Source organism: Morganella sp. TYF_1, from assembly GCF_043105645.1.
Lineage (GTDB): Bacteria > Pseudomonadota > Gammaproteobacteria > Enterobacterales > Enterobacteriaceae > Morganella > Morganella morganii_B.
Map to the genome: position 1 here is coordinate 41,119 of NZ_JBICLU010000004.1, position 25,282 is coordinate 66,400.

27 protein-coding genes are annotated in these 25,282 nt (G+C 51.0%); 4 read left to right on the forward strand and 23 right to left on the reverse strand.

Annotated elements, in window-relative coordinates; translation table 11 throughout:
* The first annotated feature begins 112 nt into the window (after window positions 1-112).
* Window positions 113-379: a DksA/TraR family C4-type zinc finger protein gene (locus tag ACF8OF_RS01095; protein WP_108655594.1), complete on the forward strand. Its 267-nt coding sequence runs from the start codon at window positions 113-115 to the stop codon at window positions 377-379.
* A 51-nt stretch (window positions 380-430) separates the two neighbouring features.
* On the opposite strand, the gene ACF8OF_RS01100 is transcribed toward ACF8OF_RS01095, so the two are convergent.
* The 3 genes from ACF8OF_RS01100 to dnaB form a co-directional block, all read right to left on the reverse strand.
* Window positions 431-1,627: an aromatic amino acid transaminase gene (locus tag ACF8OF_RS01100; protein ID WP_392495433.1), complete on the reverse strand. Its 1,197-nt coding sequence runs from the start codon at window positions 1,625-1,627 to the stop codon at window positions 431-433.
* A 55-nt stretch (window positions 1,628-1,682) separates the two neighbouring features.
* Window positions 1,683-2,762 (reverse strand): alanine racemase, encoded by a 1,080-nt coding sequence (alr, locus tag ACF8OF_RS01105; RefSeq protein ID WP_392495434.1) that lies wholly within the window; start codon window positions 2,760-2,762, stop codon window positions 1,683-1,685.
* Between the two features lie 79 nt (window positions 2,763-2,841).
* On the reverse strand, window positions 2,842-4,248 hold the full coding sequence (dnaB, locus tag ACF8OF_RS01110; protein WP_015422419.1) for a replicative DNA helicase: 1,407 nt from the start codon (window positions 4,246-4,248) through the stop codon (window positions 2,842-2,844).
* 231 nt (window positions 4,249-4,479) lie between these two features.
* On the opposite strand from dnaB, the gene ACF8OF_RS01115 reads away from it, so the two are divergent.
* A complete protein-coding gene (locus tag ACF8OF_RS01115) occupies window positions 4,480-5,463 on the forward strand; it encodes an NADPH:quinone reductase (protein ID WP_392495435.1) in 984 nt (327 codons plus the stop codon).
* 63 nt (window positions 5,464-5,526) lie between these two features.
* On the opposite strand, the gene dusA is transcribed toward ACF8OF_RS01115, so the two are convergent.
* Window positions 5,527-6,573, reverse strand: coding sequence for a tRNA dihydrouridine(20/20a) synthase DusA (dusA, locus tag ACF8OF_RS01120; RefSeq protein ID WP_392495436.1), 1,047 nt, complete (start codon window positions 6,571-6,573; stop codon window positions 5,527-5,529).
* A gap of 98 nt (window positions 6,574-6,671) precedes the next feature.
* Here dusA and ACF8OF_RS01125 point away from each other — a divergent pair, with 98 nt between their 5' ends.
* Window positions 6,672-7,754, forward strand: a complete 1,083-nt coding sequence (locus ACF8OF_RS01125) for a site-specific integrase (RefSeq protein ID WP_274765780.1) — start codon at window positions 6,672-6,674, stop codon at window positions 7,752-7,754.
* 317 nt (window positions 7,755-8,071) lie between these two features.
* On the opposite strand, the gene ACF8OF_RS01130 is transcribed toward ACF8OF_RS01125, so the two are convergent.
* Together ACF8OF_RS01130 and ACF8OF_RS01135 are read right to left on the reverse strand one after the other, a co-directional pair.
* Window positions 8,072-8,497: an ImmA/IrrE family metallo-endopeptidase gene (locus tag ACF8OF_RS01130; RefSeq protein ID WP_025155069.1), complete on the reverse strand. Its 426-nt coding sequence runs from the start codon at window positions 8,495-8,497 to the stop codon at window positions 8,072-8,074.
* Window positions 8,498-8,621: 124 nt separating this feature from the next.
* The gene (locus tag ACF8OF_RS01135) at window positions 8,622-8,978 is read right to left on the reverse strand and encodes a helix-turn-helix transcriptional regulator (RefSeq protein WP_025155068.1); all 357 of its coding nucleotides are present in this window, start codon (window positions 8,976-8,978) and stop codon (window positions 8,622-8,624) included.
* 356 nt (window positions 8,979-9,334) lie between these two features.
* Here ACF8OF_RS01135 and ACF8OF_RS01140 point away from each other — a divergent pair, with 356 nt between their 5' ends.
* Window positions 9,335-9,619: a DinI-like family protein gene (locus ACF8OF_RS01140; protein WP_392495439.1), complete on the forward strand. Its 285-nt coding sequence runs from the start codon at window positions 9,335-9,337 to the stop codon at window positions 9,617-9,619.
* Window positions 9,620-9,658: 39 nt separating this feature from the next.
* Here the strand turns inward: ACF8OF_RS01140 and ACF8OF_RS01145 are convergent, their stop codons facing one another.
* From ACF8OF_RS01145 to ACF8OF_RS01225, 17 genes are all read right to left on the reverse strand, one after another.
* The gene (locus ACF8OF_RS01145) at window positions 9,659-11,044 is read right to left on the reverse strand and encodes a hypothetical protein (RefSeq protein WP_392495440.1); all 1,386 of its coding nucleotides are present in this window, start codon (window positions 11,042-11,044) and stop codon (window positions 9,659-9,661) included.
* Between the two features lie 69 nt (window positions 11,045-11,113).
* Entirely contained in the window at window positions 11,114-12,151 is a 1,038-nt protein-coding gene (locus ACF8OF_RS01150) for a hypothetical protein (RefSeq protein ID WP_025155064.1), read from the reverse strand.
* On the reverse strand, window positions 12,151-15,354 hold the full coding sequence (locus ACF8OF_RS01155) for a host specificity protein J (protein WP_392495441.1): 3,204 nt from the start codon (window positions 15,352-15,354) through the stop codon (window positions 12,151-12,153). Before ACF8OF_RS01155 ends, ACF8OF_RS01150 begins: the two co-directional genes overlap by 1 nt.
* Before the next feature lie 32 nt (window positions 15,355-15,386).
* Window positions 15,387-15,995 (reverse strand): tail assembly protein, encoded by a 609-nt coding sequence (locus tag ACF8OF_RS01160; protein WP_153642501.1) that lies wholly within the window; start codon window positions 15,993-15,995, stop codon window positions 15,387-15,389.
* 51 nt (window positions 15,996-16,046) lie between these two features.
* A complete protein-coding gene (locus ACF8OF_RS01165) occupies window positions 16,047-16,388 on the reverse strand; it encodes a hypothetical protein (RefSeq protein ID WP_262881878.1) in 342 nt (113 codons plus the stop codon).
* Window positions 16,389-16,444: 56 nt separating this feature from the next.
* Complete coding sequence (locus tag ACF8OF_RS01170; RefSeq protein ID WP_153642502.1) at window positions 16,445-17,152, reverse strand: C40 family peptidase; 708 nt, start codon at window positions 17,150-17,152, stop codon at window positions 16,445-16,447.
* Between the two features lie 2 nt (window positions 17,153-17,154).
* A complete protein-coding gene (locus ACF8OF_RS01175) occupies window positions 17,155-17,913 on the reverse strand; it encodes a phage minor tail protein L (RefSeq protein ID WP_392495443.1) in 759 nt (252 codons plus the stop codon).
* Window positions 17,910-18,245, reverse strand: a complete 336-nt coding sequence (locus ACF8OF_RS01180; RefSeq protein ID WP_153642504.1) for a phage tail protein — start codon at window positions 18,243-18,245, stop codon at window positions 17,910-17,912. The genes ACF8OF_RS01175 and ACF8OF_RS01180 overlap by 4 nt, the downstream gene beginning before the upstream one ends.
* On the reverse strand, window positions 18,242-21,538 hold the full coding sequence (locus tag ACF8OF_RS01185; protein ID WP_262881875.1) for a phage tail tape measure protein: 3,297 nt from the start codon (window positions 21,536-21,538) through the stop codon (window positions 18,242-18,244). Before ACF8OF_RS01185 ends, ACF8OF_RS01180 begins: the two co-directional genes overlap by 4 nt.
* A complete protein-coding gene (locus tag ACF8OF_RS01190) occupies window positions 21,539-21,766 on the reverse strand; it encodes a tail assembly chaperone (RefSeq protein ID WP_194830235.1) in 228 nt (75 codons plus the stop codon). It lies immediately after the preceding gene.
* Window positions 21,767-21,777: 11 nt separating this feature from the next.
* Entirely contained in the window at window positions 21,778-22,128 is a 351-nt protein-coding gene (locus tag ACF8OF_RS01195) for a phage tail protein (protein WP_153642506.1), read from the reverse strand.
* Window positions 22,128-22,610: a major tail shaft subunit gene (locus tag ACF8OF_RS01200; RefSeq protein WP_036424883.1), complete on the reverse strand. Its 483-nt coding sequence runs from the start codon at window positions 22,608-22,610 to the stop codon at window positions 22,128-22,130. The genes ACF8OF_RS01195 and ACF8OF_RS01200 overlap by 1 nt, the downstream gene beginning before the upstream one ends.
* A gap of 9 nt (window positions 22,611-22,619) precedes the next feature.
* On the reverse strand, window positions 22,620-23,018 hold the full coding sequence (locus ACF8OF_RS01205; RefSeq protein ID WP_155402973.1) for an HK97-gp10 family putative phage morphogenesis protein: 399 nt from the start codon (window positions 23,016-23,018) through the stop codon (window positions 22,620-22,622).
* Window positions 23,018-23,407 (reverse strand): hypothetical protein, encoded by a 390-nt coding sequence (locus tag ACF8OF_RS01210; protein ID WP_262881874.1) that lies wholly within the window; start codon window positions 23,405-23,407, stop codon window positions 23,018-23,020. Before ACF8OF_RS01210 ends, ACF8OF_RS01205 begins: the two co-directional genes overlap by 1 nt.
* Window positions 23,394-23,720, reverse strand: coding sequence for a phage head closure protein (locus ACF8OF_RS01215; protein ID WP_392495444.1), 327 nt, complete (start codon window positions 23,718-23,720; stop codon window positions 23,394-23,396). Before ACF8OF_RS01215 ends, ACF8OF_RS01210 begins: the two co-directional genes overlap by 14 nt.
* Window positions 23,720-24,025, reverse strand: coding sequence for a head-tail connector protein (locus tag ACF8OF_RS01220; protein WP_262881872.1), 306 nt, complete (start codon window positions 24,023-24,025; stop codon window positions 23,720-23,722). The genes ACF8OF_RS01215 and ACF8OF_RS01220 overlap by 1 nt, the downstream gene beginning before the upstream one ends.
* Before the next feature lie 42 nt (window positions 24,026-24,067).
* Window positions 24,068-25,279, reverse strand: a complete 1,212-nt coding sequence (locus ACF8OF_RS01225) for a phage major capsid protein (RefSeq protein WP_262881871.1) — start codon at window positions 25,277-25,279, stop codon at window positions 24,068-24,070.
* Window positions 25,280-25,282 lie beyond the last annotated feature (3 nt).

The window sequence follows — 25,282 nt, forward strand, 5'->3', positions numbered from 1 at the left end:
ATACCGCAGCGTTTGCTGCGGTATTTTTTTGTCCGCTTTCCGTGCTGGTGAAATAATAATCAACCTGTGATAACATAAAGCATCAGGCAACCACCGGAAACAGGAGACGAACATGGCAAGCGGATGGGCAAGTGATTCTGCTGTTCAGGAGCAGATTGATGCCACACTGGATGATGCGGTCGCCCGGGTGCGCAGCCAGCTGGCGACAGGAGAAAGCGCGCTGTTTTGTGAAGAGTGCGGTGAGCCGATCCCGCAGGCGCGGCGTGAAGCGATACCCGGTGTACAGTTGTGTGTGAACTGTCAGGCAGAAGCGGATAAAAAACAGGCCGCATTCAGCGGTTATAACCGGCGCGGCAGTAAAGACAGTCAGCTGCGCTGAAACAGGCGCGGAACACAATGATTCCGCGCATCATCATTTCATTGCTGAGGATTAACGGCTGACCGCCGCAAAAGCCCGCGCAATCGCATCCACATTATGACGGTTCACCCCCGCCATGCAGACACGCCCGGAACCGACCAGATACACCGCATGCTGCTCACGCAGTGCAGTAACCTGCTCCGGACTGAACCCGGTGTAGCTGAACATTCCGCGCTGATGCAGCAGATGGTCAAAGTTTTTCTCCGGCAGTGTGTTTTTCAGTGTATCCACCAGCACTGTCCGCATCTCTGCGATCCGGCTGCGCATGGTGTCCACTTCCGCCCGCCACTGTGCTTTCAGCGCAGTATCATTCAGCACTTCAGAGACCAGTTTAGCCCCGTAAGACGGTGCGCTGGAATAGACACGGCGTACACCCGCTTTCAGTTGACCCAGCACACGTTCTGCTTCCTGCTGTGTCGGGCAGAGAACAGACAGTCCGCCCACACGTTCACCGTACAGCGAGAAGATTTTTGAGAACGAGTTACTGACGAAGCACGGTACTTCAGCCGCCGCCATGGCGCGGATAGCATAAGCATCCTCTTCCATCCCGCTGCCGAAGCCCTGATAAGCAATATCCAGAAACGGGATCAGTTCCCGCTTTTTCACCACCGCGACAACGTTATCCCACTGCTCCGGTGTCAGATCGGAACCGGTCGGGTTATGGCAGCACGGATGCAGTAAAATGATGCTTTTTGCCGGTAACGTCTCAAATGTTGCCAACATCTCGTCAAACTTCACGCCTTTGGTCTGCGGATCAAAATACGGATAATAATGAGTTTTAAATCCGGCTCCGGCAAAGATCGCCTGATGGTTTTCCCATGTCGGATCACTGAGCCAGACATCCGATCCCGGGAAATAACGGTGCAGGAAATCCGCGCCGATCTTCAGCGCACCGGATCCGCCCAGCGTCTGGATCGTCGCCACACGGCCCCGGCGGATAAGCTCGCTGTCATCGCCCAGCAGCAGCGTCTGTACCGCGCTGCGGTAAGGGGAAAAACCTTCCATCGGCAGATACAGGGAGGCCCCGGTATCCTGCGCGTTATAGCGCTGTTTTGCCTGTGTGATGCTGTGCAGTTGCGGAGTCACCCCGGAATCGTCGTAATAGAGGCCAATACTGAGATTGACCTTCTCCTTCCGGGGATCCTGTTTGAAATGCTCAACGAGCGTTAAGATCGGGTCGCCGCCGTAGGCGTCTACATGTTCGAACACAAGCGATACTCCTGATTGTTATTTTTCTCACTATCAGAACATATCGCGTCACATTTTATTCGTCCAGATATTCCATCGCCACGCGGGAGGTCAGCCTGGTGATCAGTTCATAGGCACTGATACCACTGGCTTCTGCGATTTGCTCCACCGGCAGTGAATCCCCCCATAAAATGACTTCATCACCCGCTTTATCACTGCAATCCGGTCCCAGGTCGATAGTTATCATGTCCATGGAAATACGCCCGGCAATGGGAACACGGCGTCCGTTAATCACCACCGGTGTGCCGGACGGCGCACTGCGCGGATAGCCGTCACCGTAACCGACGGCAATCACACCCAGGCAGGTATCACGATCACTGACCCAGGTACCGCCGTAACCGACCGCTTCCCCGGCTTTATGTTTACGCACGGCAATCAGGCGGGATTTGAGGGTCATCACCGGTTTCAGGCCATAATCACCGGCTTCGGTACCGCTTTTCGGTGACACGCCGTACAGAATGATCCCGGGGCGAACCCAGTCGAGGTGTGCCTGCGGCCAGTAAAGAATACCGCCGGACGCGGAAATCGATTTTTCCCCCGGTTTATCGGCAGCAAATGCCATAAAGCGGGTGATTTGTGCTTCTGTCGGCTGTGCATCGTCTTCATCAGCACGGCTGAAATGGCTGATGATATTCACCGGCTGCTGCACATTTTTGCAGTTGCACAGCCGCTGATAAAACGCTTCTGCTTCTTCCGGACGCACGCCGAGACGGTGCATGCCGGTATCAATTTTCATCCAGACTTTCACCGGATCCGATAACTGCGCCTGCTCCAGCGCCACTAACTGCTCTTCAAAATGTACCGCCACTTCCAGACGACTGGCAACAATGACCGGCAAATCCGTCGCATCGAAAAAACCTTCCAGTAAGATGATAGGTTTAACAATACCACCGGCGCGCAACGCGTGCGCTTCACTCAGACGCGCCACCGCAAACGCATCCGCCTCATTGAGTTCACGGGCGATTTCGACTAATCCGTGGCCGTAGGCGTTTGCTTTGACCACCGCAACATGACGGCTATCCGGCGCAAGCGCCCGGATCCGCTGCCAGTTGTGGCGCAGCGCACCACGGTCAATGACGGCTGTTGCCGCTTTCATAGGGGTTCCTTGGTTAGGGGTTGTTGATGTCTTGTTTGTTATCAGGGTTATTATCCCGTCCGCATGATATTCAGACGGTTTATTCATCGTCATAACTCGGCCCTGCATAGTTATCAAAACGCGACCACTGACCGTTGAAGGTCAGACGGACGGTTCCGATAGGGCCGTTACGCTGCTTACCGATAATAATTTCAGCCACGCCTTTCAGATCACTACTTTCGTGATACACCTCGTCACGGTAGATAAACATGATAAGGTCGGCATCCTGCTCGATGGAGCCTGATTCACGCAGGTCGGAGTTTACCGGGCGTTTATCGGCACGTTGTTCCAGACTACGGTTCAGCTGGGACAACGCAACCACCGGCACCTGTAATTCTTTGGCCAGTGCTTTCAGAGAACGGGAAATCTCAGCGATTTCCAGGGTACGGTTATCAGAGAGAGACGGTACGCGCATTAATTGCAGGTAGTCGATCATGATCAGGCTTAAACCGCCGTGCTCACGGAAAATCCGCCGTGCGCGGGAGCGGACTTCGGTCGGGGTAAGGCCGGAGGAGTCATCAATATACATATTGCGCTTTTCCAGCAGAATCCCCATGGTGCTGGAGATGCGCGCCCAATCCTCATCATCGAGCTGACCGGTACGGATACGGGTCTGGTCAACACGGGAAAGGGAGGCCAGCATACGCATCATGATCTGGTTACCGGGCATCTCGAGGCTGAAAATCAGCACCGGTTTTTCTTCGGTCATGGCGGCGTTTTCACACAGGTTCATGGCGAAGGTGGTTTTCCCCATGGACGGACGCGCCGCCACAATAATTAAATCCGAAGGTTGCAGACCGGCGGTCTTTTTATCCAGATCCTGATACCCGGACGATACCCCGGTCACCCCGTCATGCGGCTGGGCATAGAGCTTTTCGATCTTCTCGACAGTTTCTTCCAGAATCGCCTCGATCCCCTTCGGCCCTTCATCTTTATTGGCACGGTTTTCGGCGATCTGGAACACGCGGGATTCTGCCAGATCGAGCAGATCTTCACTGGATCGCCCCTGCGGATCGTAACCGGCATCGGCGATCTCATTGGCGACAGAAATCATATCGCGGATCACCGCACGTTCGCGGACGATATCAGCATAAGCGTTAATGTTCGCCGCACTTGGCGTATTTTTCGAAAGTTCGGCCAGATAGGCAAACCCGCCGACATTTTCCAGCTCTCCGCCGGTTTCCAGTGCCTCGGACAGTGTGATCAGGTCAATCGGCCGGCCCTGCTCGAGCAGGCGCTGCATCTGACTGAAAATCGTCCGGTGCGGGCGGCTGAAAAAGTCCTCGCCGGTCACACGTTCAGAGACATTATCCCAACGCTCGTTGTCCAGCATCAGTCCGCCGAGAACGGACTGTTCGGCTTCCAGGGAATGCGGCGGTAATTTCAGCCCTTCCATCTGATGGTCACGGGGTTTGTCGGTCTTGGTGTCCTTGGGATATCTGGCCATGAAACTCTCTTACTTATCAGTGCGTCTGCCGGGGAGAATACCTGCGTCCCTGAACGGGACAGAGCGGGTAGTATAGCCCTCCTTTACCGCTGATTGCACGAAGCTTGAGTAATTTTCAGTGACATGCAATTATGCCAAATACAATAAATCATATGATTAACTGTCCCGCTTACTGTTTCTGCGCTGTTTGCAGGTAAGTGGTCACTCTTTTTTCCGAATGAGGTTCCCTCCATGGCTAAACGTATTGAATTTGATGCACCCGGCGGCACCGATGTGCTGGTTTATCGTGACTTTACGCCGGCAGACCCGGCACCGGGTGAAGTTCAGGTGGAAAACAAAGCAATCGGCGTGAACTATATTGATACCTATTTCCGCAGCGGCCTGTACCTTGCGCCGGTATCCCCTTCCGGTGTCGGTTCTGAAGCCGCCGGTGTGGTGGTAAAAATTGGTGCGAACGTAAAACACATCAAAGTCGGTGACCGCGTGGTCTACGGCCAGTCTCCGCTGGGCGCGTACAGCGAAATCCATAACGTGCCGGAAGAAAAACTCGCCATCCTGCCGGACGGTATCAGCTTTGAAACCGCTGCCGCCTGCTTTATGAAAGGCCTGACCGCGTTTTATCTGCTGCGCAAAACCTATGAAGTAAAAGCCGGGGAAGTCTTCCTGTTCCACGCTGCTGCCGGTGGTGTCGGACAAATCGCCTGCCAGTGGGCCAAAGCGCTGGGCGCGAAGATGATCGGTACCGTGGGTTCCGATGAAAAGGCACAGAAAGCCAAAGCCGCCGGTGCATGGGAAACCATCAACTACAATAAAGAAGACATTGTTGAGCGGGTGCTGGCACTCACTGACGGTGAAAAAGTCGGTGTGGTGTACGACTCTGTCGGTAAAGATACCTGGCTGCCGTCACTGGACTGCCTGAAGCGACGCGGTCTGATGGTCAGCTACGGCAACGCCTCCGGTCCGGTCACCGGTGTTGACCTGGGGATCTTAAATAAGAAAGGCTCGCTGTATGTGACCCGCCCTTCTGTCTTTGGTTACATCACCAACCGTGAAGAACTTAACGAAGCCAGCAAGGCGATTTTTGATCTGATCCTGAGCGGTAAACTGACTATTTCTATCCCTGCGGATCAGGTTTATCCGCTGAAAGATGCCGCCCTGGCACACAAGCGCCTGGAAAGTCGTGCAACAACCGGATCCAGCATTCTGATCCCGTAATCGTCACAGAATGAAAAAAGCCCGCCGGTTCTGAGAAACGGCGGGCTTTTTATGACTGACTGATTATTCCGCAGTATTTTTCCGCGTGACAAATTCCAGTGCCGCTTCAATAACGCGCAGATCTGCTCCGGCTTTATGGGCGTTTTCACTCAGATGACGCCGCCACTGACGCGCCCCCGGAATACCCTGGAAAATCCCCAGCATATGGCGGGTGATATGGCCGAGATAAGTCCCTGTCGCCAGCTCCGCCTCAATATACGGATACATCGCTTCCACCGCCGCGACGGTATCAGTCACCGGCAACGCCGCATCAAACAGCGCATTATCGACCTGTGCCAGGATTGACGGGTTCTGATAAGCCTCACGCCCGACCATCACACCGTCCATATACTGCAGATGGGTTTCTGCCTCTTCCAATGTTTTGATGCCGCCGTTAAGCGCCATAATCAGATGCGGAAAATCTTTTTTCAGCTGATACACACGCGGGTAATCCAGCGGCGGAATTTCCCGGTTCTCTTTCGGGCTCAGGCCGGAGAGCCAGGCTTTACGGGCATGGATAACAAACATCTCACAGCCGCCGCGATCCGCCACGGTGCCGACAAAATCACACAGAAACTCATAACTGTCCTGATCATCAATCCCGATCCGGGTTTTGACCGTAACAGGAATATCCGTCACATCCCGCATCGCTGCCACACAATCCGCCACCAGTGAAGCGTTACCCATCAGACAGGCACCGAACATGCCGTTCTGCACACGGTCAGACGGACAGCCGACATTCAGGTTGATTTCATCATAACCGCGTTCCTGTGCGATTTTCGCACACTGCGCCAGTGCCGCCGGGTCACTGCCGCCAAGCTGCAATGCCACCGGATGCTCCGCCTCGTTATACGCCAGGTAGTCCCCTTTCCCGAACAGAATCGCTCCTGTTGTCACCATTTCGGTATACAGCAGCGCGTGGCGGCTGAGTTTGCGGTGGAAATAGCGGCAATGGCGATCAGTCCAGTCCAGCATCGGCGCAACGGAGAAACGGTTAAGGTTCTTATAGCCGCTCACAGCGCGTAATTGCTGGTTTTCTGTGGTTTTTTCTGTTGGCGTATTTTGGTGCATATTTGGTCTTTTTAGTGTATTTTCTCTTTATCAGGACACCACCAAGGACACCACAAAATGGTGTCCTCAAGAATGATGCAGAGAGAGGTTGCAAAGTAATGGCCTATTATACCATAGACAAACGCACCAAAGCAGACGGCACTGTCAGGTACCGGTGCTCTGTGTCCGTAAAAGAAAATGGTAAACGTATTCACAGTGAAAGCAAAACGTTCACAAAACAGGCCCATGCGAAAACATGGGGTACACGCCGGGTTATTGAATTAGAGCAGCACGGTATTCCCAACCCTGATGATGTCACAAAACTCACAGTACGAGATCTACTTTTCAAATATATCAACGACCCAAAAATGGGCGGCAAAGCTGGCCGTACTAAAAAGTATGTGCTGAACATGCTTTTTGATTCAGAACTCGCTGTGCTGCCTCTCTCTGAGTTATCGGTTAATCACGTAGTAGAGCACTGCCGGGCGCGTTCGGCTGCCGGAGCATCACCATCAACAATAAACCACGATGTAAGTTACCTCACTTCTGTACTGCGATCAGCTAAGCCTGTTTATGGTATTGAGTACACTGATTGCCCTTCTCACGAAGCGAGACCACAACTCCTGCAGATGGGGCTGATCGGAAAATCACAGCGCCGCAGCCGGCGGCCGCAAGACGATGAATTAACCAGGTTGAAAGAAGGACTGAAATCCCGCAGTGAGCACCGGGAGGGGAAAATACCCTTTGTCGATATTCTCGACTTTTCCATACTGAGCTGCATGCGGATCGGGGAAGTGTGTAAAATTTTATGGTCTGATGTGGATGAGAAAAACCGCAGCGTACTGGTAAGAGACAGAAAAGATCCGCGCAAAAAAACCGGTAACCATATGTCCGTTCCGCTGCTTGGCGATGCCTGGACGATACTACAACGGCAACCACGGACAGATGAAAGAGTGTTTCCGTATAACCCTAAATCGGTATCTGCGGGTTTCCAGCGGGTTCGTAATGCATTAGGTATTGAGGATTTGCGCTATCACGATTTACGCCGTGAGGGTGCCAGCCGGTTATTTGAAGCGGGATTCAGTATTGAGGAAGTGGCCCAGGTAACAGGGCACAGATCACTGAATGTGCTGTGGCAGGTTTATACTGAGCTTTACCCACAATCATTGCATGAGAAATTTCTCAAACTAACCAGAAAATAAAAAGCATGGGTTGCCCCATGCTTTCTTATTTAGCAACGAACCAAGAAGGCCCATGCCTGATACCCGTATGCATGCGCATCGAGCATCTTGCCTGATTTACCCCGAACCTTGCGGTAGCGACAGAAAATCCAGCGGAACCCTTTTGGGGCTGCTTTTTTTACGATAGAACGTAACGCCATCCATAAAACACCTCCTTACCGAGAGAGATTTTTCTTGAATAAGCTCTCCTGAGGTGTTAGTTTCAGGTTGCTACGAGATATTCAAGCGGTGATACTCTACGGATTATCACCTTTAGAGACCCTTACTATGGCTGCAACCTAGTAGGGGTTTTTTAATACCTTTAACTGATACCTGGCTGCCTCAATTGAGACACCACAGGTTAAAGCAAGTTGTTCAGGCTCCATGTGTATTAATGATGCCGAGAATGATGCTGGTACCAATAATTCACCACTAAAGCACTTCGCTTGCCATTCACTACTCTCATATGGCTTAACATCAACCCCAGGTAATGACCTAGCAAATGCTATATTTTTGTGTAAAAGGAGATGACCTAATTCATGAGCGGCCGTCATCCTGTCACGACCATTGCCTTCAAGCGCACCATGATAAACATCCTCACGCAAAATAATTCTGTTTTCCTGCGGGAATGTTAATCCATGCGTCCCTTCCATATCCTCTTGGCTTCCCACCACAAATTCATATCCATCTAGTAATTTTGGTAGCGCTAATTCCAACACCTCCATTATTGGAAAATAAACACTAGAGATCCTTAGTATTTCTCTTAGTGTCTTCGCACCATCCCTAATCGAACTTCGACTTTGTGGGGGTACACGATAATCCTGTCCACTCAAAAGTCACCACCTTCTATTATTTGTATTTATTTAAAATATTATTCAATTGCGTTAAATCTTCTTCACTTAATTCATCAAAACTACGTGCAAACGCGATAGCTGTATCACGAGCGGTGCCATCTCTACCAGACAAGCCAATCTCCACTGATTGTTGAGATTCTAGAGCCGCATCCATTAATTCTTGTTTTTTTCCATTATCAGCGCCAAAAAAATCTATGACACTATTTAAAATAGGCTGTGTTACGGCTCTTTTTCCAGTTTCAATCGCTGAAAGGTAAGAGGATGTCATGCCGATAGCATCAGCCATACTCTTCAGAGTTATGCCTAGATCTATGCGCATTTTCCTTACTGTCTTACCGAACGGCGTTAACATTGTGTACTCCTTAGCTTAAAACGGCCGAAAGATTTCGGCTCAGTGTCAATATAAACACTCACAGAAAATAAATCAACAATTTTTGTTTATTTTTATCACTTAAGTGTTTATTCAGTAGTTCCGTGTCATGGGGTGTCGGGGGTCGCAGGTTCAAATCCTGTCATGCCGACCAGCATTTTTACAAAAAAACCAACCTCTTATGGTTGGTTTTTTTGTGACCGTCAAAACGTCGATGGTAAAATAATGGTAAAACCATGGTAAAACCGCCGCCAAAAAGATCGAAGTCCGCCTTGACAGTATTATTCTGCCCCGTTAATTTACACTGTATATTTAAACAGTGTAAATGAGGTAATCACATGCTTCGTATCAACGTAATTTTTGACAAAGCACTCAAAGACACTTTACCCACCGGCACTTTTGACGCGCTTCGTGATGAAATCGAAAAACGCATCCCGCAAAAATATCAGGAATCTGATATACGAATCGCCTGGGGATCAAATACTAATTTTTCTGTAGATGGATTAAAGAAAGGTGACAAAAAAGAAGATCTAGAGACGCTTATGCAGGAAATTTGGGAGGATGACGGCTGGATGCCGGAAATGGCAGATGCTTCTGATGATGTAGAATATTTTGATAAGTAAGCGACAGCCGCGCCGTACATCCACCAGCGCGGCTTTATTTTATTGATCTGAGTCTACGCCCTGCTCTGCTGCTTCCTGCGCTTCACGCTCCATCTGTTCAGCCAGTTCACGCTGCTTCACGTTCCACACAGAGCCCTGCGGCATTTCAACACGTACATCGAGGCGGGTGGATTCCGGCAGGTCACACGGCTCACCGTCCTGATAGAAGATACGCTCACCTTCAGGGGTGATCTCTTTCAGCCGCCAGTTCTGGAAACGTTCCGGTAAATGCGCATGCTGACGGTGACAGGTTTCAATAATCAGACTGCCGTCCTCCTGTACGCGATCATCGACATAAACCAGCTCAAGGCCGTTATTGTCTTTCGGTACCGAAATACCACCGTTTACACCCCATGCACCATCTGAGTTATAACCGAGTATACCGGTAATGTGATACTGACCGGTGCCGGTGTGGCTGACTTCAGCGCCTTCTGATTCGTCGTTGGTTTCGAACGTTCCGTCCGGGTAAACCTGAATAATTGGGGATGAGCGCTTAATAAAACCGTTGCCGTCAACCGTTGTGTTATTGTTTCCCCATACGTTGATCCAGTCACCCTTATCGGTTCCATTCTGCATTGAGAAACGATACATCAATCGCAAATCAGCAGTAATGAATATTTGTGCACGGCGCACCTCTGCGTATGTAGCCTGAATTCCAGCACCATGCATAGGAAATCCATAATTAATTGCATCTGCTGATGAGCTGTATGCCAAAAATCTATTGCTACTAACGTTACCCCCGCCGATGTTTGCTGATGCTCCGAGACCAAAAGCGCCGACCTCAATAACATTGCCATCGTCAGTTCCTGTATTTTTTCCGGCAGCCGTACCGAGTTTATTGGTATCCGCCTTCTTACTCAGCGCATCACTAACCGCTTTCTCATGCGGAACTTTTGTTGTTGATGTACCAATTGCCGCCGAGAGCTGTACAACCCCCTTTTGTGTCGTGGTTGCGTCACCCGGCTTGGCATTGGCAATGGCGTCATTCAGTGACTTTATGCTATCCAGCGTCACCTTTTGTCCATTCGGCAACTCAATCTCCACCTTGCCGGTGTCTGTCATCCACTGCTGCATTGCCTGGAGGAAATAAACGATATAGCCCTGATTGGCTGACATGGTACGGGCCGCATCTGAAATGGTGTCCGGTACCGTGGTGGCAATGGAGTATTTCGCACCGCTGAGCGTTACCGGGGCATTGAATGACAACACCAGTTCGGTATCACTGTTTACCGCGCGGATCATCATACTGACCGGTGCTGTGCCGTTCTCGATGCTGATAAGCTGGCCGGGTGCCACACCGTGAATGTTCTTTTTCCACTGTGTACCGGTGCCGGTCACAATCGGTGAACCGGTTTTAATGGCTATCGTACCGTCTGTGTAAATCATGGGGTTTCCTTAAATTTCAGGCATAAAAAAACCGCCGGAGCGGTTATCCATACTTATTCTTTTGGTTGATTAAAAATACCGGTCGCCATCAAGACAGTGCATATTGAAGACACCATTAATGACGCCATAACCACCGTTCGCAATACCCTGGTAACCCATCGCCACTTCACCGAAAGACACAACATCGTACCTGTTACCTGATATCTTCAACCCGCAGGCATTCAAAAAGTATGACTCTTTGATAATTTCCCGGATATAACTGCCATAAGTGCCTATGTTGTATATCGGACGGGCATATTTAGAGTACCCGCCTTTGTTGCCGTCAAGAACCTGACCACCGAGCATTGGTGCATACCTTGTGTTATAAGTGACCTGTCCCCTGCTGTTATAGATCTCAACTCCCCATCCACTCATTTTTGACAAATTAGGCTGATGGTCAAAGACTGCAACCTGTAATGTAGTTTCACGATCTGCCCTTATTGATCCCCCCATTCTTGTTAAAATGGCCTCCCCGGACTTTGGCCTGGCGTATGTAGAGTAGCGATATTCATCACCAATGTTGATTCCCGGTACCGATATTCCTGCATATCTTGGCGCATATACTTCACCAGCCCAGACGCAGTATCCGGTTTTGGTAAAATCTGACAGTGTGGTTACCCCATTCATTCCCATCAACTGAATTCCATATACATTATCTGCGGCTGTGCGCTTAGGGGTGCCAAACACATCAAATGCAAAATATTCCTGGTATGGGTCATCCCAGACATGATAAACCTGACTACCCTTCGGGGCAGCATACAGCCCGCCATCTGCAAGCCACGCCTTATCTATCCAGTTTGGCCACGCACCAGTTAAACCCGGTATATAACCACTTTGAGTTCCTTTTTTAACCACCAGAAAGGCATCATAGTTTCCAATGCCGGGAACAGGCGTGTAATAGGCCCGCTTATCTTTGTTATAAACCCACTCATCTTTAGGAAAAGGAATATCAAGCCGCCCCAACATCAGGCGAACATGCTTTAATTTGGTTAGCATCTGGCAATCAGAATCATCCAGCTGAAATGGTTTTCCGCCATTCTGTGGATTTACGTATAATCCGTATGACATTACAGTTTCCCCAGCTTCACCCGCAGTACATTGCCGGTATCATAAACAGAGATTGTCTGGTTATTAATCTCCATCCGACCACCAGATGCGGCACTACGGACATCCAGAGTCCCGCGGAATATCGCGCTGTTAAATTCGGCATTTCCTGTTTTTGCATCGATCAAAAATCCGGCTTTAACCGGCACATAGTTCTCCGACTGCATTTTATCAGTGACAACCACGCTGTTAAGCCACGCCTGATTAATGAACGCCTCACGCATAAACACCTGACCGTCTTTCATGTACATGAACAGATCCATGGATTTATTCACCGGGTTATAAAATGCAAACTGCTGGGCGCTGAACCCGATAAGCGTGTTTACCTGTCCGCCCTTCAGTTCGGCCCCGATAACCATGCCGGCGGAATAGTCCTCACCGTTGTAATGAATGCGGATTTTCATATCGTGAACCACCGATGCCTGACCGGATGCCATATCCCACTGCGCCCGGATGGAGTTCTGCGCCATGGCGAAACTATCGTCTGCAGTCACCTTAACCGCGTCCAGTTTCTCTGCAAGTGCAGTCGTTTCCGTGACCGTGTAGTTGCGGACTTCGATAATTTCCGCTTTCATCGCGCCGGTTTCGCGCTGCCAGTATCCCCACTGACCGTAGGCGTTGTTGGCGTTGTTGATAATGGCCTCGAAGTTATCATCCGCCTGCGACTGCAGGTCTTTGATGATTTGTGAGTCACCCAGCCCGGCAGCGACTTCATCAATAATGGTCGAGGCGTCGAACTCGGCCACACCGCGCACAAAGTCAGTCCAGGGGGATTGGTTGCCGGTTTTATCCACCAGGCGGGCGCGGAAATAAAACGCGGTACCGGCAGCCAGACCGGCAAGCTCATGAGAGCGGGACGGGTACGGCACATCGGCCAGCAGTAACAGATTCTGTCCGTCATTGGTTTTGCTGTACTGAATTTCGGTTTTCAGGGTATCTTCCGTGAATCTCCCGAACTCCCAGTTCAGTTTGATCCCGAATACCAGTGTGGCCGCACGGAAGTTCAGCGGCATCGGCGGATCTCCCACCTTACCAGTCAGCCGGGTTTCCTCTGAATATCCCCAGCCGCTGGAAATTTCAGCCGCGTTAATCGCCCTGACCCGCACCAGATAGCGACCTGAATACACCCCGGGCACGTCAAACGAAGTGGTGGCATTGCGCGGTACATTGATCCAGTTGCCGTCATCACGCCGCCACTGCGCCTCATAAGCAATCGCGTTCTCTGCGGGTGACCAGGTAACCTGCATGGTTTCAATGCTGATCCCCTGGTTCACGACAGAATAAGAGCTGACAGTGATATCTTTCGGCGGGAACTGGTTGCCGGGCGGAATAACACTGATCGGACGCTCATCAAGTACCGCACCGGTGTCTATCCGGTCGTATTTGTCCGGGTCATGCATAGCCGCAGATATCGTGAACGTACCATCATCATTCTCAGTCACGCTCACCACCCGGTACTGCTGGGCATACAGCTCGTCTGATTCAGTCACCCAGACGCACTCCGGTTCCGGTGTTTCGCTGTATGCTGTGGTGACAGTAATTACCTTGTCCGTGACCATCTGGATAGTGCGGGCCTGTGATTTGCCGGACGGCAGGTTCAGCATCAGGCGATCGCCCGGAGCGGCATCCGGCTTGCGGTCGAGTGTGATACTCCGGCCATTCACTGCACTGACGCGACCGCCGGTCACTTTCCCGGACAGGTTTTCATCCGCCACCGCAATGATGTAGCCAGGCTGCGGGATATTACCGTCCAGCCCTACACCGAATGTCACTACCCGGTCTTTGTTGTTGGTCAGTATGCCCCAGCGGCCTTTGCGGTTGGCTTCTGACTGCCGGGTACAACCAATTGCCGTCATTTCCAACTGATTAAAACCGAACCGGTAAACCAGCTCATTTTCAAATACCGGCTCCATCGCATCAGCATAGCCGTTCAGCGGATCTGAGTACGATACCAGCGAGGAGGAATAGCGGGCCTTACTGCTGCTGCCGGAATAGGTGAACTTCCCATCGAGGACGTTGGCTTTGGTGTAGCTGTAATCAATGTCACGCGGCATATCCGCCAGGGTGATAATCTGGTTGCCGCCCCAGTAGGTCATGCCCCGGAAGATGGCGGCAAAGTCACGCAGCACGGTATAAGCTTCATTGCGATCCTGCACATACACATCACAGATATAGCGCGGCTCAGTACCGCTGCCGCCCTTGCCGTCCGGTACCGGCTGGTCACAATACTGCGCAACACGGTACAGTTCCCATTTATCGATATTCTGCATTTTGATGCGGTCACCGAGGCCGAAGCGATCGGAAATCACAATATCGTAAAATATCCAGGCGGGGTTATTGGTCCACGCCCACTTAAACGAACCATCCCAGGTACCGGAATACGTCCGGCGCTCCGGGTCATAGTTTGACGGCACACGGATAACCCGCATCTTCGGCTCACAGGTGACCTGCGGGATCGAGCCGTTAAACTGTTTTGAATCAAACTCGATATACAGCAGCGCGGTATGCGGATAGGTCAGTTTGGCGTCGATCACCTCGGTATAACTCTGCAGCACCATGGTGTCACCGATTTTAGCGCTATTGGCATCCGGCGTGATTTTTCGCACCCGCAGCGTCCAGGATGTGACCGACTGCGGCAGATCAATACGGTGAGTACGCTCATAACCGGAAGTGGTTTTGCCTTTTACGCGACCATCCACAACGGTTCTCCAGCTGCCGCCGTCAGTCTGTAAATCAATGGCGTATTTCACTTCGTTGCCAACCATATCCCCGTTATCCTCCTGACGGAACAGGGACGGCCATTTCAGGCGGACACGGATTGCAGACAACTGCGGATTGGTGAATGCATGCGCCCACGGCGTACTGCTCTGCACCATAGTGCCGACCGTAATTTCATTTTCCGCCGCCGGCATCCCCTGAATGTAAGTTTGTGCCTGAGTGCCGGGACGGTATTCCCATACCACGCCGGGAAAGTTTTCGGATCCGTCAACATTCAGCAGCGGCGTACCGTCCAGAAAGATATTCTTCCCGGTCAGTTCCCCGGCAAATTCCCCTTCACCGAGGGCGATCAGCAATTTGGCTTTTGCAACAGACTGTAAGTCGTCCGGCTGTTCGACGGGCGTGCGCGGGCTGCCACCGCCGCCTTTGCGGCCTGTGATTTGTGTCATTGTGGGATTCCTGCTGAATAACGGAGAGAGGATTACTGCTGATCTTCGACGTAAATTCCGGCTGAGATAACGGCTCCGCCGATGCGGCGCTTACCGTAACCGATCGGTACCGGGTAGCCCTGAGAAACGGTGTTCGTCGGCGCGCCGAACGCATAGGATGGTTTGTTTTCGCCCTGGTCTTTCATGGCGATCCCGTTTGGCTGCGGGGACAGCATCTGGATAATGCCGCCCAGCATCATCGCCGCGCCGGTTGTGGCCATAAAACCGGTCATACCACCAGCCGCAAAAGCAGCACCGATACCACCTGACATAAATACAGCCGCAGCCACCAGCACTGCTCCGAAAATGGTCTGAAATAATCCGCCGCGTTTGCTGCCAATCACCACCGGTACAATCCGGATAACATCACCTGTTACCGGAAACCCGAGATCATCTTCACCGATGTTTTTCTTACCACGAAAAACCGCAAAGGTCAGTCCGCGCGATTTACTGGTATTCAAAAATTGTTCAAAACCAGTGATAGTGCAACATAGCGCCCGAATAGCTTCTGATGTAGTGCTTATTAAACGCTGATGTGTTTTGCCAAAAGTTTTGCCTAACACACCACCCAGTTCTATTTTTACCATGATTTCCTGTGACATATTTACCCCATAAAAAAACCCGCCGAAGCGGGTTATATTTTTTAAATTAATTTAAATACATGAAGTTATGGAATTTATTCTATTATCTATTCTGTATTTAAACATTCCGCCCTGATGATAAAAACTAATATTTGTTTTATCTCCAGTACTGGTCACATCAACTAATTCAAGTTGTCCCGCTGAATAAATAGACCACCCATCTTTTGCAGGCTGTATAAAGACGCTTCCGTATGTTTGGCTTTTTTCCTGCCATCCATAGAGAATGCAATTGGCTACTTCTTGAGTTGATTTATCTGATTGAAATTTATTATCTGCTGGCCGCTGACGAAGTTCTGCCATTCCTGTGCATCCAGTACCAATAAAAATAAATAGCAGCGTTATAATTTTCTTCACTATCCACCCCTATACATATTTAATAAACAATTGTCATTCAGGGTAATAGCACCAAGTCACGTTGTCATGTGTAATTTATGTCTCAGCACCATAACTGTGCGATCACGCCAGTAACCGCCATACGGTACCCGCTGACTCAAATGCCCGTATAAGTGATGCAGGAGCATATTATCATCCAGCAGAATACCGGCATGATTGGCGACCGGAGCCTGCACCTGCATCACTATCATATCGCTCGGTTGCGGATCATCAACCTGAATAAATCCAGCCTCCTGCCAGTTATCAGCGTAACGGTTTTCACCCTGCTCCCACCAAGGGTGATCCACCCGGTAATCCGGTAGCTCAATGCCGCGCTCCTGCCGGAACCAGCTCATGACCAGTCCCCAGCAGTCGGTAAACCCGAGCACAAACGGCCGACCGAGTAACGGCAATTCACCGCGCGGCTGAACAGTCCGCAGATCCCTTTCCGGCCAGCTGATGATATACCACGGCACACCGAGAGCATCGCACTGTGCTTTGTCCAGTTCTGACGGCTGGGTAGTGGCATCCGGGTGACTGTGTACAATACCGACCACCGTACCCCAATCCTCAGCAACGGCGTAATCCTCCGGCGATAACACGAAGTGTTCTTCCGGTGTGACCGCAATATTACGACAGGGAAAGTATTTTATCACTCTGGATTTTTGGGCGATCACCCCGCAGCTCTCGCGGGGATATTCACGTTCAGCATGTGCAAAAATGGCCGCCTGAATGTTTTTGCGCATCCCTATTTCCTCAGTAATGATGTTCCGGGAAAGCCGCCGAACGGGATCGGATTATTTTTCCCGAAACGGGGAAAGCAACCGGTATTCAGCATACCGCTGCACTGATCCCGTGCCGGGTCATCTACCCGGTTGCCGTGTTTGTCGAAATACCCGTTCTGACCGGCATAATCACAGCCGTCACCGGATTTGTATTTGCCGCGTATGCACCAGGTACACATAGAATGCAGCTGCCTGGTCGGAATCAGCACCCCCTGCAAATCCATCGGGCTGGCTAATTCAAACTCGATAACTTCGTTGGTTTCCGAGGATTTGCTGTCGATATAAAAAACCGATACCTTTTCCTGGGCAGGATCTGCCGCCGGGTTACCGTCCGGAAAGTTTGTCACATCCAGATAGTGCGCCAGCGTATCGTGTATCGTGACTTTCGCTTTCAGCATGTCATCGTATGCCAAACACAGCGCAGTGATTGAACCATCGAGGTTTGCCACCGATAACTTCGGCTGTGCGCCGGAACCGCTTGTTGATGCCTCTATTCCTTCAATCTGTACCGGCCAGGCACGGTACTCATCCCCCTGCCACCAGATTGATTTCGCCGGTAACTTTTCCGGATCCCCACCAGCGGCAGTAATTTCTGCCTCTGTGTGAGGAATGTTGTATGCATGGAACCGCAAAATATCCGACGCACCGAACGCGGTACCGTCAACCTCAAAAAGCCGGACGGCATTACCCGGTTCCAGCTTCTGGTAGTCATTTGTGATCATGGTTTAAATGCCTGGGTAAAAGTGAGAGAAAGTGAATAGTTGTCACCACCGAGCGGGGTGATCTTCGGATCATCGCAGCGATACAATCCGGTATTCTCCAGTGGCGGCGTCCACTGAAAGGCACGTATTCCGCCGTGCCGGTCAATAAAATCACGGATTGGCAGGATATAACTTTCCGTCCCGGTAAAATTGAGTGACCACTTCTGGCTGCGGGGATTGATGCCATCACCGCAAACCTGTTCGTAGCCATCGCCGAATTTTGCTTTCCGAAGACGGAACGAGATATCGCTCTGCGGATTTAGCCGCGGGCTCCAGGTGAATACTTCTATCATCTGCCCCCCTTAACCAGATTCCAGACTGAACCAGATGGTCGCGTTTCCTTGTCCATCAGTTTGCGAAAGCGCTGGTCGACAAATTGCCCCACTTCCCTGCCGAACTGCTCATAACCACCGGATGCCTGAACCTGCTGATTCCCTTCACCGTCAATATGGATATGGACCACTGGCGCGGCGGTGTCGCCATTTCCGCCATACATTCTAACGCCGAGATTTCCGTCCGGGCCGCGCTTCAGCGGCATAATAGCTTCCGGTCCTGCTTCTCCCATCAACCCGGCATTTGGTGCCCCACCTTTGGCGAAAGCAAACAGTGTCGGACTACTTACCACCTGGTTGCTGTACTGACTTAATCCCGGTGAATTATGTACGCCACCTTTAGCGTGCGGCATGACTGAAATGTTTTTTGGCGGCATCGGTACTATAGATCCATTGGCAGTACCGCCACCAAACCCACCGAACAAACCGGTAATGGCATTTGTTATCTGCCCCTGAATCGCAATTTTTATCAGATCCTGAATGATGGATTCAGCCAGCGATGCTGACAGCTCGCGCAGGCCTTCTGAAAATCCTTTTGTTCCTGTCAGCATTCCGGCCAGTGAACCCGCTGTTTTTTGCTCTACAGCATCAATAAGGTTAATCTGCATTCTCTGCCAGTTGCCCTGAGCGGAATACAACTCCTTAGCCGCCTGAATCTGCGCCTCTTTTGATTTCTCGGATGCCTGTGCCACCAGCGCTTCATACCGCTCTTTGTTGATAACGCCATCACGGTAATACGCCTGATAAAGCGCCTTTTGTTCTTCCAGTTGATTACGCAGTTGCACAACAGGATCAACTTCACCGGCGAGTGAGATATTCGGCAAAGCCAGGTCTTTTGCCTGTTGTGACAGCCGGTCGCGCTGATTGGTTTGTGTCAGCTGAAGACGGGCCCGGTTATACTCTTCCTCTGTCAGCAGTCTGGAATCGAACAGCTCTTTCAGTTCCTGTGTAGCTTCGCGCTCCTGGCGGATCATTTCTGCAGAAGGTGAGTATTTTTCTGCCAGGGCGACACGCTGTCGCTGATAATTCTCGGCGCTGATCAGTGACAGCAGGTTCATTTCCGCTTGTGACATTCCCCCTGAATGATGCAGTTCTTTCAGTTTATCCAGCGTGTCTGATTCATTCAGGGTGATTTTTTGCAGGCTGGTTGCGTGTTCAGATTCGATCTGGCGGCGGAGTTGCTGATATTGATTAAGCTCTTTTTTACCTGTTCTTGTACCGGGCAACTCATTAGTACCTGTTGATACGACAGGTTCTTCTTTCGGGGTTTCTTCTTTGGGTTTTACTTCAAACTGACCGATAGATACTGTTTTTTTCCCTTCATTTATCTGATTGATTCTCAGTTCTAATGAAGCGGCTGTGTCCTCTAATTTTCCGAGAACTACATTTTTCTCCTTTTCCATGCCTTTTGAGTCCCAGAAAAGGCTACCGAATGCACCTTTTTCACGCGACTTCGCAATGTTAATTGCTGTATCCGAATATCTCTCCAGTTGCCCCTCTAACTGTTTCTTTTCGGCCTGAAGCTTTACGACATCCTCTTCCCACTCATCAAGTTTCAGTTGCACTTTCACTTTAGAAAGCTTTTGCAATTCAGCAACCGTCAAAACGGTTTCATCTTTAAGACTTCGCAACCCCTCCCGCGCCTGAACACTATGATTGTACAAACCATACAGCGCAGATCCGGCAAGCAATGCTGCCCCCATTGGTCCACCAAGAAGATTAAGGGCACCACGGGCGCCCGCCCCAGCAACAGATAATGCGCGGGTTGATAAGGCCAGGCGGTTATTTGCTGCTATCAATTTCTCTTTCGCCGCTGCCTCTGCTATATCGGCCTCGCGGATCTGGCGGCGCAGCACCGCGTATTCCCTTTGATAGCTGATATTCATACCATGCTGTTTATTGATAACTGACTGTTGCGCCAGACGCTGCGACTCCTGCTGCGCATGCAGGCGGCTCGCTTTTGCTGATTCAATAGTTGCCTGTGCTGAATTACGTGTTTGTCTTGCAGCCTCACGCGCTGCCGCTCCGGTCTGATACCAGGTTTTAGCCTGAGTTTGCAATCCCATCGTCATTCTGGATGCCATCACCGGCAAAACTGCATACGTAACGATACTGGCTAATGTTGAGAAGTTATCTGTCAGTCCATTCACTGCTGCGGTGACATTCTGAATGCCTGCTCGCATTGGGCCGTTAGCGCTGTGACCAACAGAGAGCGCCAGTCCCTCAAATGAGGTTGCCAGCAACTCAAGATCCCCATTCAGGTTGTTCGCCCGGATATTTGCCTGCTCATACGCAGTGTCAGTGCCGGTCAGTGCCACTGTTAGTTCTTTCAGTTTATCCGTATTTTCGCGCAGATTTACTGCCGCACTCACGTTTGCTCTGCCGAAAAGCTTTACTGACGCTGTGGTTGAGTAGTTCTTTTTGTCCAGGTTATCCAGCGCCGCACCCAGACCGACAACCGACGGACGCAGGGATTTATCTGCCGAACGTTCCAGTACCAGGATCACGTTACGCAGCATCCGTCCGGCCTCGGCGCCTTTGATCCCTTTATCAGCCAATACCTGAATCGCGGCATTCAGTTCTTCAAATTTTATCCCGGCCTGTGCGGCCACAGTGCCAGAGTTTTTCACCGCCTCAGAGGTTTCACTGATTTCTGACGCCCCGTATTTTGCCCCGGCGGCCAGCACGTTAATATAGCGCTCTGCTGATAATGCCGACGCCCCGTACTGGTTAAGGCTCAGAGACAGGGATTTAGCCGCATCAGCGAGATCGACACCTGAAGCCTGAGCCAGCGTGATTGACTTCGCGGTTACCTCTTCCAGCGCACCAGCTGTATTCAGTAGTGCTGGTTTTGCCGATGCCAGTAACTTCATTGCATCCGCAACTTTAGTGGCCCCGAACTCAGTGGTGCGCCCCATGCTGCGAGCGGCATCATCATAACGCTTCATCTGTTCGGCAGACGCGCCGGTGATAGCACCGAGATCAGATAACGCCTGACCGTACTGCCGTGAAACAGACAAAATACTACCGATAGATAATCCGCCACCAGCCAATAATGCCAGCTTACCTGCCACATTAGTTACGCTTTTGCTGATGCCGTTAAAACTATCCTCAACGCCTTTTGCGTCCCGCTTTGCCTTATCAGAAAAACGTTTTGTTTCACGCCCGGCATGGTTCATTGCGTTGCTGATATTTGAACGGAAACTGGCATCGTTCAGCAGCAGGCCGACACGCAGATCTGCAAGGTTTGACATCTATCCTCCGATAATTTTCATGATATCAGCACATTGCTGATCTACCGGTGACTGCGGCGCTTCCGGTGCTGACGGGTTATCCCGTGAGGTATTCGCTGTGCCGGTCTGTTCTGCTTTCAGTGAGAAGTATGCCTGCCAGCCAAGAAGCGTGGATGCCGGCAGGCTGAGTACGCGGTAGGGATCAATTTCCTTGAGCTCTTCCGCGAGTTGGTAGGCAAAGAAAAGCAACGGGCTGTCCGTCAGTTTTTTTTTGCCTCTTCAAGCGTACCGACAGAATGGCGTTTCACGATGTTAATGGCATCGATCAGAATGGCGTTATCATGAACATTCACCATTTCATCTGCGGTCGGCAGCAGTGATTTATTAACCGGTTTACCGCCGTCATCAACAATACAGTTCAGCAGCATATCGACGTTCATCAGAGACGCTTCACGCACCTTACCGTCGATATTCAGATCGGCGACTTCCTGCTCCAGGGTAATCAGCTCATTGGCGGTCATACGGCGGATATTTACCTTAACCCCGCAGAGGATTTCCACTTCACGGATTTCCGGCTTTGCCGCCAGTAGTGATGCTTTCAGCCCTTTCATTATTTCGTTGCTCCTTTGGTCTGATCACCCGCAGCACCTGCAACACCCCATGTCAGGTTATTCTGTTTACCTTTTACGGTAATCTGAATGGCTTCGTTTGCCGGTGCAGAAACGTCATTCATCTCCCAACCTGACAGAGACAACAGCATGGTCGCGGTGCGTTTGTTCGGCAGAGCAAAGTAAAATTGCACTGTTTCGCGTTTTTCCGCCGCATTAAGAAATGCCGCGAAATCTTCATTTTCCGGATCGTCAATAAACCCCAGGGATTTCTCCGGCCCTTCCGGCAGATCAGAAATAAACTGCTTGGATGTGTCGATCAGAGTGGTGACATCCACAAAGCTGCCGGACTGCCCGGTAGCGCCCAGTGCCTTACAGTTAATCAGTGGTTTCATTGCTTCCACTGTATCGCCGGGTTTCCCGTATTTCACCACGGTGCCGGCGGGTAACTTCGCATATTCCGGTGAAGTTTTATTGTCAGCCATAATTGCTCCTTAATACTCAGAGAGTGCATAGCGGATCTGCTGTGTCAGCACTTTCAGAACCGCGCGTTTGTTGTAATCCAGTGCCGGACGGATAAACGGTTTCGCTACCTGTTTCACTGTGCCGAACTCCTGTGCCCTGGCTTTCATGTAGTGGTCTTTTGCCGGGCCGACGGTGACCATCACACCACCGTTAGTTCCCTTAACTTCTGTTGTTCTCAGGGTGATATTTTCCCGCATATGCTTTCCTTTCCCCTTCGGGTCAAATCCGGCATGCTGCTCCATATCCTCTTTCACAACCTGCATTGCCTCACGACCGGCGGAACGCAGTATTTTGGTTTTCAGCGCGGTTTCGACCTGCTGTAACCGACGCCCGAGTTCTTCCAGCCCCGTAACTTCGATTCTGGTTATCACACGGCATCCTCCGGATAAGTGATGATAAAATCCCGCATTACCGACCAGCGGACAGCATTGTTTGTCAGCTCTTCCCGCCCCTGCTGAAAACCACCACGCTGCACGGTCTGCACCGGGTAATTACCGATGTAACCATGCACGATCGGCTCCCAGGCATCACGAATGGCTTTATCCAGCTGCAGGGCTTTTCCGTAATCATTCAGCACGTGAATACTGATTTGAAAACGCGCCACGATAAGATGAGTGGTGACCATACCGGCGGAATAGCGCGGATCACTGATACGCTGAAAGGTGATACCTTCCTGTGCATCTTTCGGTAACAACAGGGGGAAAACGGGCATTGCGGTGATAGCAGAAAGAGACGACTTAATGTCACTTTCGATCATGTCGTATGTCTGCCTCCGTGGTAATAATCAGCTTTGCGGGGTCGTTACGGTCACAGGCACGGACGGTAAAAAACCGGTTCTGGTATTCAATCACCCAGTCGATTTGCACATCCGTGCGTGGCCGCGCAGTAAACTGCATGGTTTCGATGACCTGATCCTGCTCTGCCGTCCGGATTTTACGGTTGGATATCGCCTCGGCTTTGGCCCACACCGTGATGACTTTCGTCAGTTCGGTACGGGAATCACCGAGATCCCCAGTCACTACCTCCGGCTGATTCAGGGTGATTCGTTTTGTTAGTTCACCGGCCAGCATTATTTTTCCCTCATGGGTGAAAAACGATAGTCACAGAGCAGATCATAAAAACCCTGTGGTAATTTCTTCAGTTCCCGGGTGTCATACCAGAAACCGACCACCAGCATGAGTGTCAGCCGGATAACCGGTGTGATGTCCATTCCGTCCGGATCACTGTCAGGAACTTCGTCTTCATACAATCTCCGGTTCAGATAGTTTTCTGCTTTTTCTTTTGCCGCAGCAAGATAGCCGAGCAGAAGCGGATCCTCTTCTTCCGTATCAATACGGCATTGCAGGCGCAGATCTTCAATTGTCGGTAATGGCATGAAACCCTCCGGAAATGGCGGCATTTCTGCCGCCGCGACTGATTACTTCGTACCGTCTGCCGCTTTCAGTAATTTCACTGCGTTGCTGTCAACCAGCATGCTGCCGACACGCTTAGTGGTGTAGAAATGTACAAACGGTTTGTTGGTGTACGGGTCGCGCAACATGCGGATGCCGATACGATCCAGGATGGTGTAGCAGCGCTTGAAGTTACCGAATGCCAGCGGAACAGCACCGGCAGCCATATCAGCAAACTGCTCATTCTCCGCAATACCGTAGCCCAGCAATGCAGATGGCTGCCCCAGTTGCAGGCCCGGCTGCCACAGGTAGTTGCCCTGTGAGTCTTTCAGGGTGCGAACTTTGAATAACGTGTTGTTATTCATCATAAATTTAGCGCCACTGCGATAAGACTTACGCAGTGTGTAAACCAACTGCATCACTTCATCAGCTGTCAGTTCAGCTGGTTTCTTCAACAGCAGATGCTGCAGTTTTCCCCAGTCGCGATCCTTATCTGCCTTATCCTCACTGCCGTAAGCCAGCAGCCCTTTCGGTTTTTTACTGCCGTCACCGTTGGTGAATGCTGCTTCTTCCTGTTCAGCAAATTCAATTGCCAGTTCACCGGTAATAAACTGCTCAACATTGAAAAAGGCATCATCCAGCATGGTCTGGGTGGCCCCGGGATTACCGTAAATCTCACCCCACACCGGTTCAATCGGGCCGAGTTTAGGTGTTGCGGTTTCAGGGCGTTTTTCTGTTTCCCCTACCCATCCGCTGCCGGTGCCCCCCATATTAACGAGGCGCTTATAGTTCGGTGTACCGACTGAGACAACATTACATTCCTGACGCATAACAACTTCATCACGCAGCGCAGAGATAATGGTGCGATCCAGTTCTTCCGGTACGGCATAACCGCCATCCGGATCAGAGCCAATCTGCATGGCTTTCTGTTCCAGTTCAGCCAGGCCATCATCCTTACCCTTGCGGACAAACAGTTCGAACGCGCTTTTGTGTTCGGCGACATCTTTGTTTGCCACACCGCCGCCCGGACGTTTCACAGCCGCCAGCTCGGCTTCCAGTGACGATTTCAGTTCATCCAGCTCGGATAATTTTCCGTTCAGGGTGTCCACCGATTCCGCCAGTTTGCCTTTTTCTGATTCGATGGCATCAATACGCTTGTCATTTTTTCTCTGAAACTCTTCAAATGAAGATTTCAGTTCTTTTGCCACTTCGCCTACATCTTTATGATCAACAGCCATAAC

Coding starts and splice junctions, on each gene's coding strand:
- ACF8OF_RS01125 (WP_274765780.1), top strand. CDS start 6,672: ATGGCCTATTATACCATAGACAAACGCACCAAAGCAGACGGCACTGTC.
- ACF8OF_RS01140 (WP_392495439.1), top strand. CDS start 9,335: ATGCTTCGTATCAACGTAATTTTTGACAAAGCACTCAAAGACACTTTA.
- ACF8OF_RS01145 (WP_392495440.1), bottom strand. CDS start 11,044: ATGATTTACACAGACGGTACGATAGCCATTAAAACCGGTTCACCGATT.
- ACF8OF_RS01170 (WP_153642502.1), bottom strand. CDS start 17,152: ATGCGCAAAAACATTCAGGCGGCCATTTTTGCACATGCTGAACGTGAA.
- ACF8OF_RS01225 (WP_262881871.1), bottom strand. CDS start 25,279: ATGGCTGTTGATCATAAAGATGTAGGCGAAGTGGCAAAAGAACTGAAA.
- ACF8OF_RS01095 (WP_108655594.1), top strand. CDS start 113: ATGGCAAGCGGATGGGCAAGTGATTCTGCTGTTCAGGAGCAGATTGAT.
- ACF8OF_RS01175 (WP_392495443.1), bottom strand. CDS start 17,913: ATGATCACAAATGACTACCAGAAGCTGGAACCGGGTAATGCCGTCCGG.
- ACF8OF_RS01185 (WP_262881875.1), bottom strand. CDS start 21,538: ATGTCAAACCTTGCAGATCTGCGTGTCGGCCTGCTGCTGAACGATGCC.
- alr (WP_392495434.1), bottom strand. CDS start 2,762: ATGAAAGCGGCAACAGCCGTCATTGACCGTGGTGCGCTGCGCCACAAC.
- ACF8OF_RS01135 (WP_025155068.1), bottom strand. CDS start 8,978: ATGTTAACGCCGTTCGGTAAGACAGTAAGGAAAATGCGCATAGATCTA.
- ACF8OF_RS01160 (WP_153642501.1), bottom strand. CDS start 15,995: ATGTCACAGGAAATCATGGTAAAAATAGAACTGGGTGGTGTGTTAGGC.
- ACF8OF_RS01130 (WP_025155069.1), bottom strand. CDS start 8,497: ATGGAGGTGTTGGAATTAGCGCTACCAAAATTACTAGATGGATATGAA.
- dusA (WP_392495436.1), bottom strand. CDS start 6,573: ATGCACCAAAATACGCCAACAGAAAAAACCACAGAAAACCAGCAATTA.
- ACF8OF_RS01220 (WP_262881872.1), bottom strand. CDS start 24,025: ATGCCATTACCGACAATTGAAGATCTGCGCCTGCAATGCCGTATTGAT.
- ACF8OF_RS01200 (WP_036424883.1), bottom strand. CDS start 22,610: ATGGCTGACAATAAAACTTCACCGGAATATGCGAAGTTACCCGCCGGC.
- ACF8OF_RS01215 (WP_392495444.1), bottom strand. CDS start 23,720: ATGCTGGCCGGTGAACTAACAAAACGAATCACCCTGAATCAGCCGGAG.
- ACF8OF_RS01180 (WP_153642504.1), bottom strand. CDS start 18,245: ATGATAGAAGTATTCACCTGGAGCCCGCGGCTAAATCCGCAGAGCGAT.
- ACF8OF_RS01155 (WP_392495441.1), bottom strand. CDS start 15,354: ATGACACAAATCACAGGCCGCAAAGGCGGCGGTGGCAGCCCGCGCACG.
- ACF8OF_RS01210 (WP_262881874.1), bottom strand. CDS start 23,407: ATGATCGAAAGTGACATTAAGTCGTCTCTTTCTGCTATCACCGCAATG.
- dnaB (WP_015422419.1), bottom strand. CDS start 4,248: ATGGCCAGATATCCCAAGGACACCAAGACCGACAAACCCCGTGACCAT.
- ACF8OF_RS01150 (WP_025155064.1), bottom strand. CDS start 12,151: ATGTCATACGGATTATACGTAAATCCACAGAATGGCGGAAAACCATTT.
- ACF8OF_RS01195 (WP_153642506.1), bottom strand. CDS start 22,128: ATGAAAGGGCTGAAAGCATCACTACTGGCGGCAAAGCCGGAAATCCGT.
- ACF8OF_RS01115 (WP_392495435.1), top strand. CDS start 4,480: ATGGCTAAACGTATTGAATTTGATGCACCCGGCGGCACCGATGTGCTG.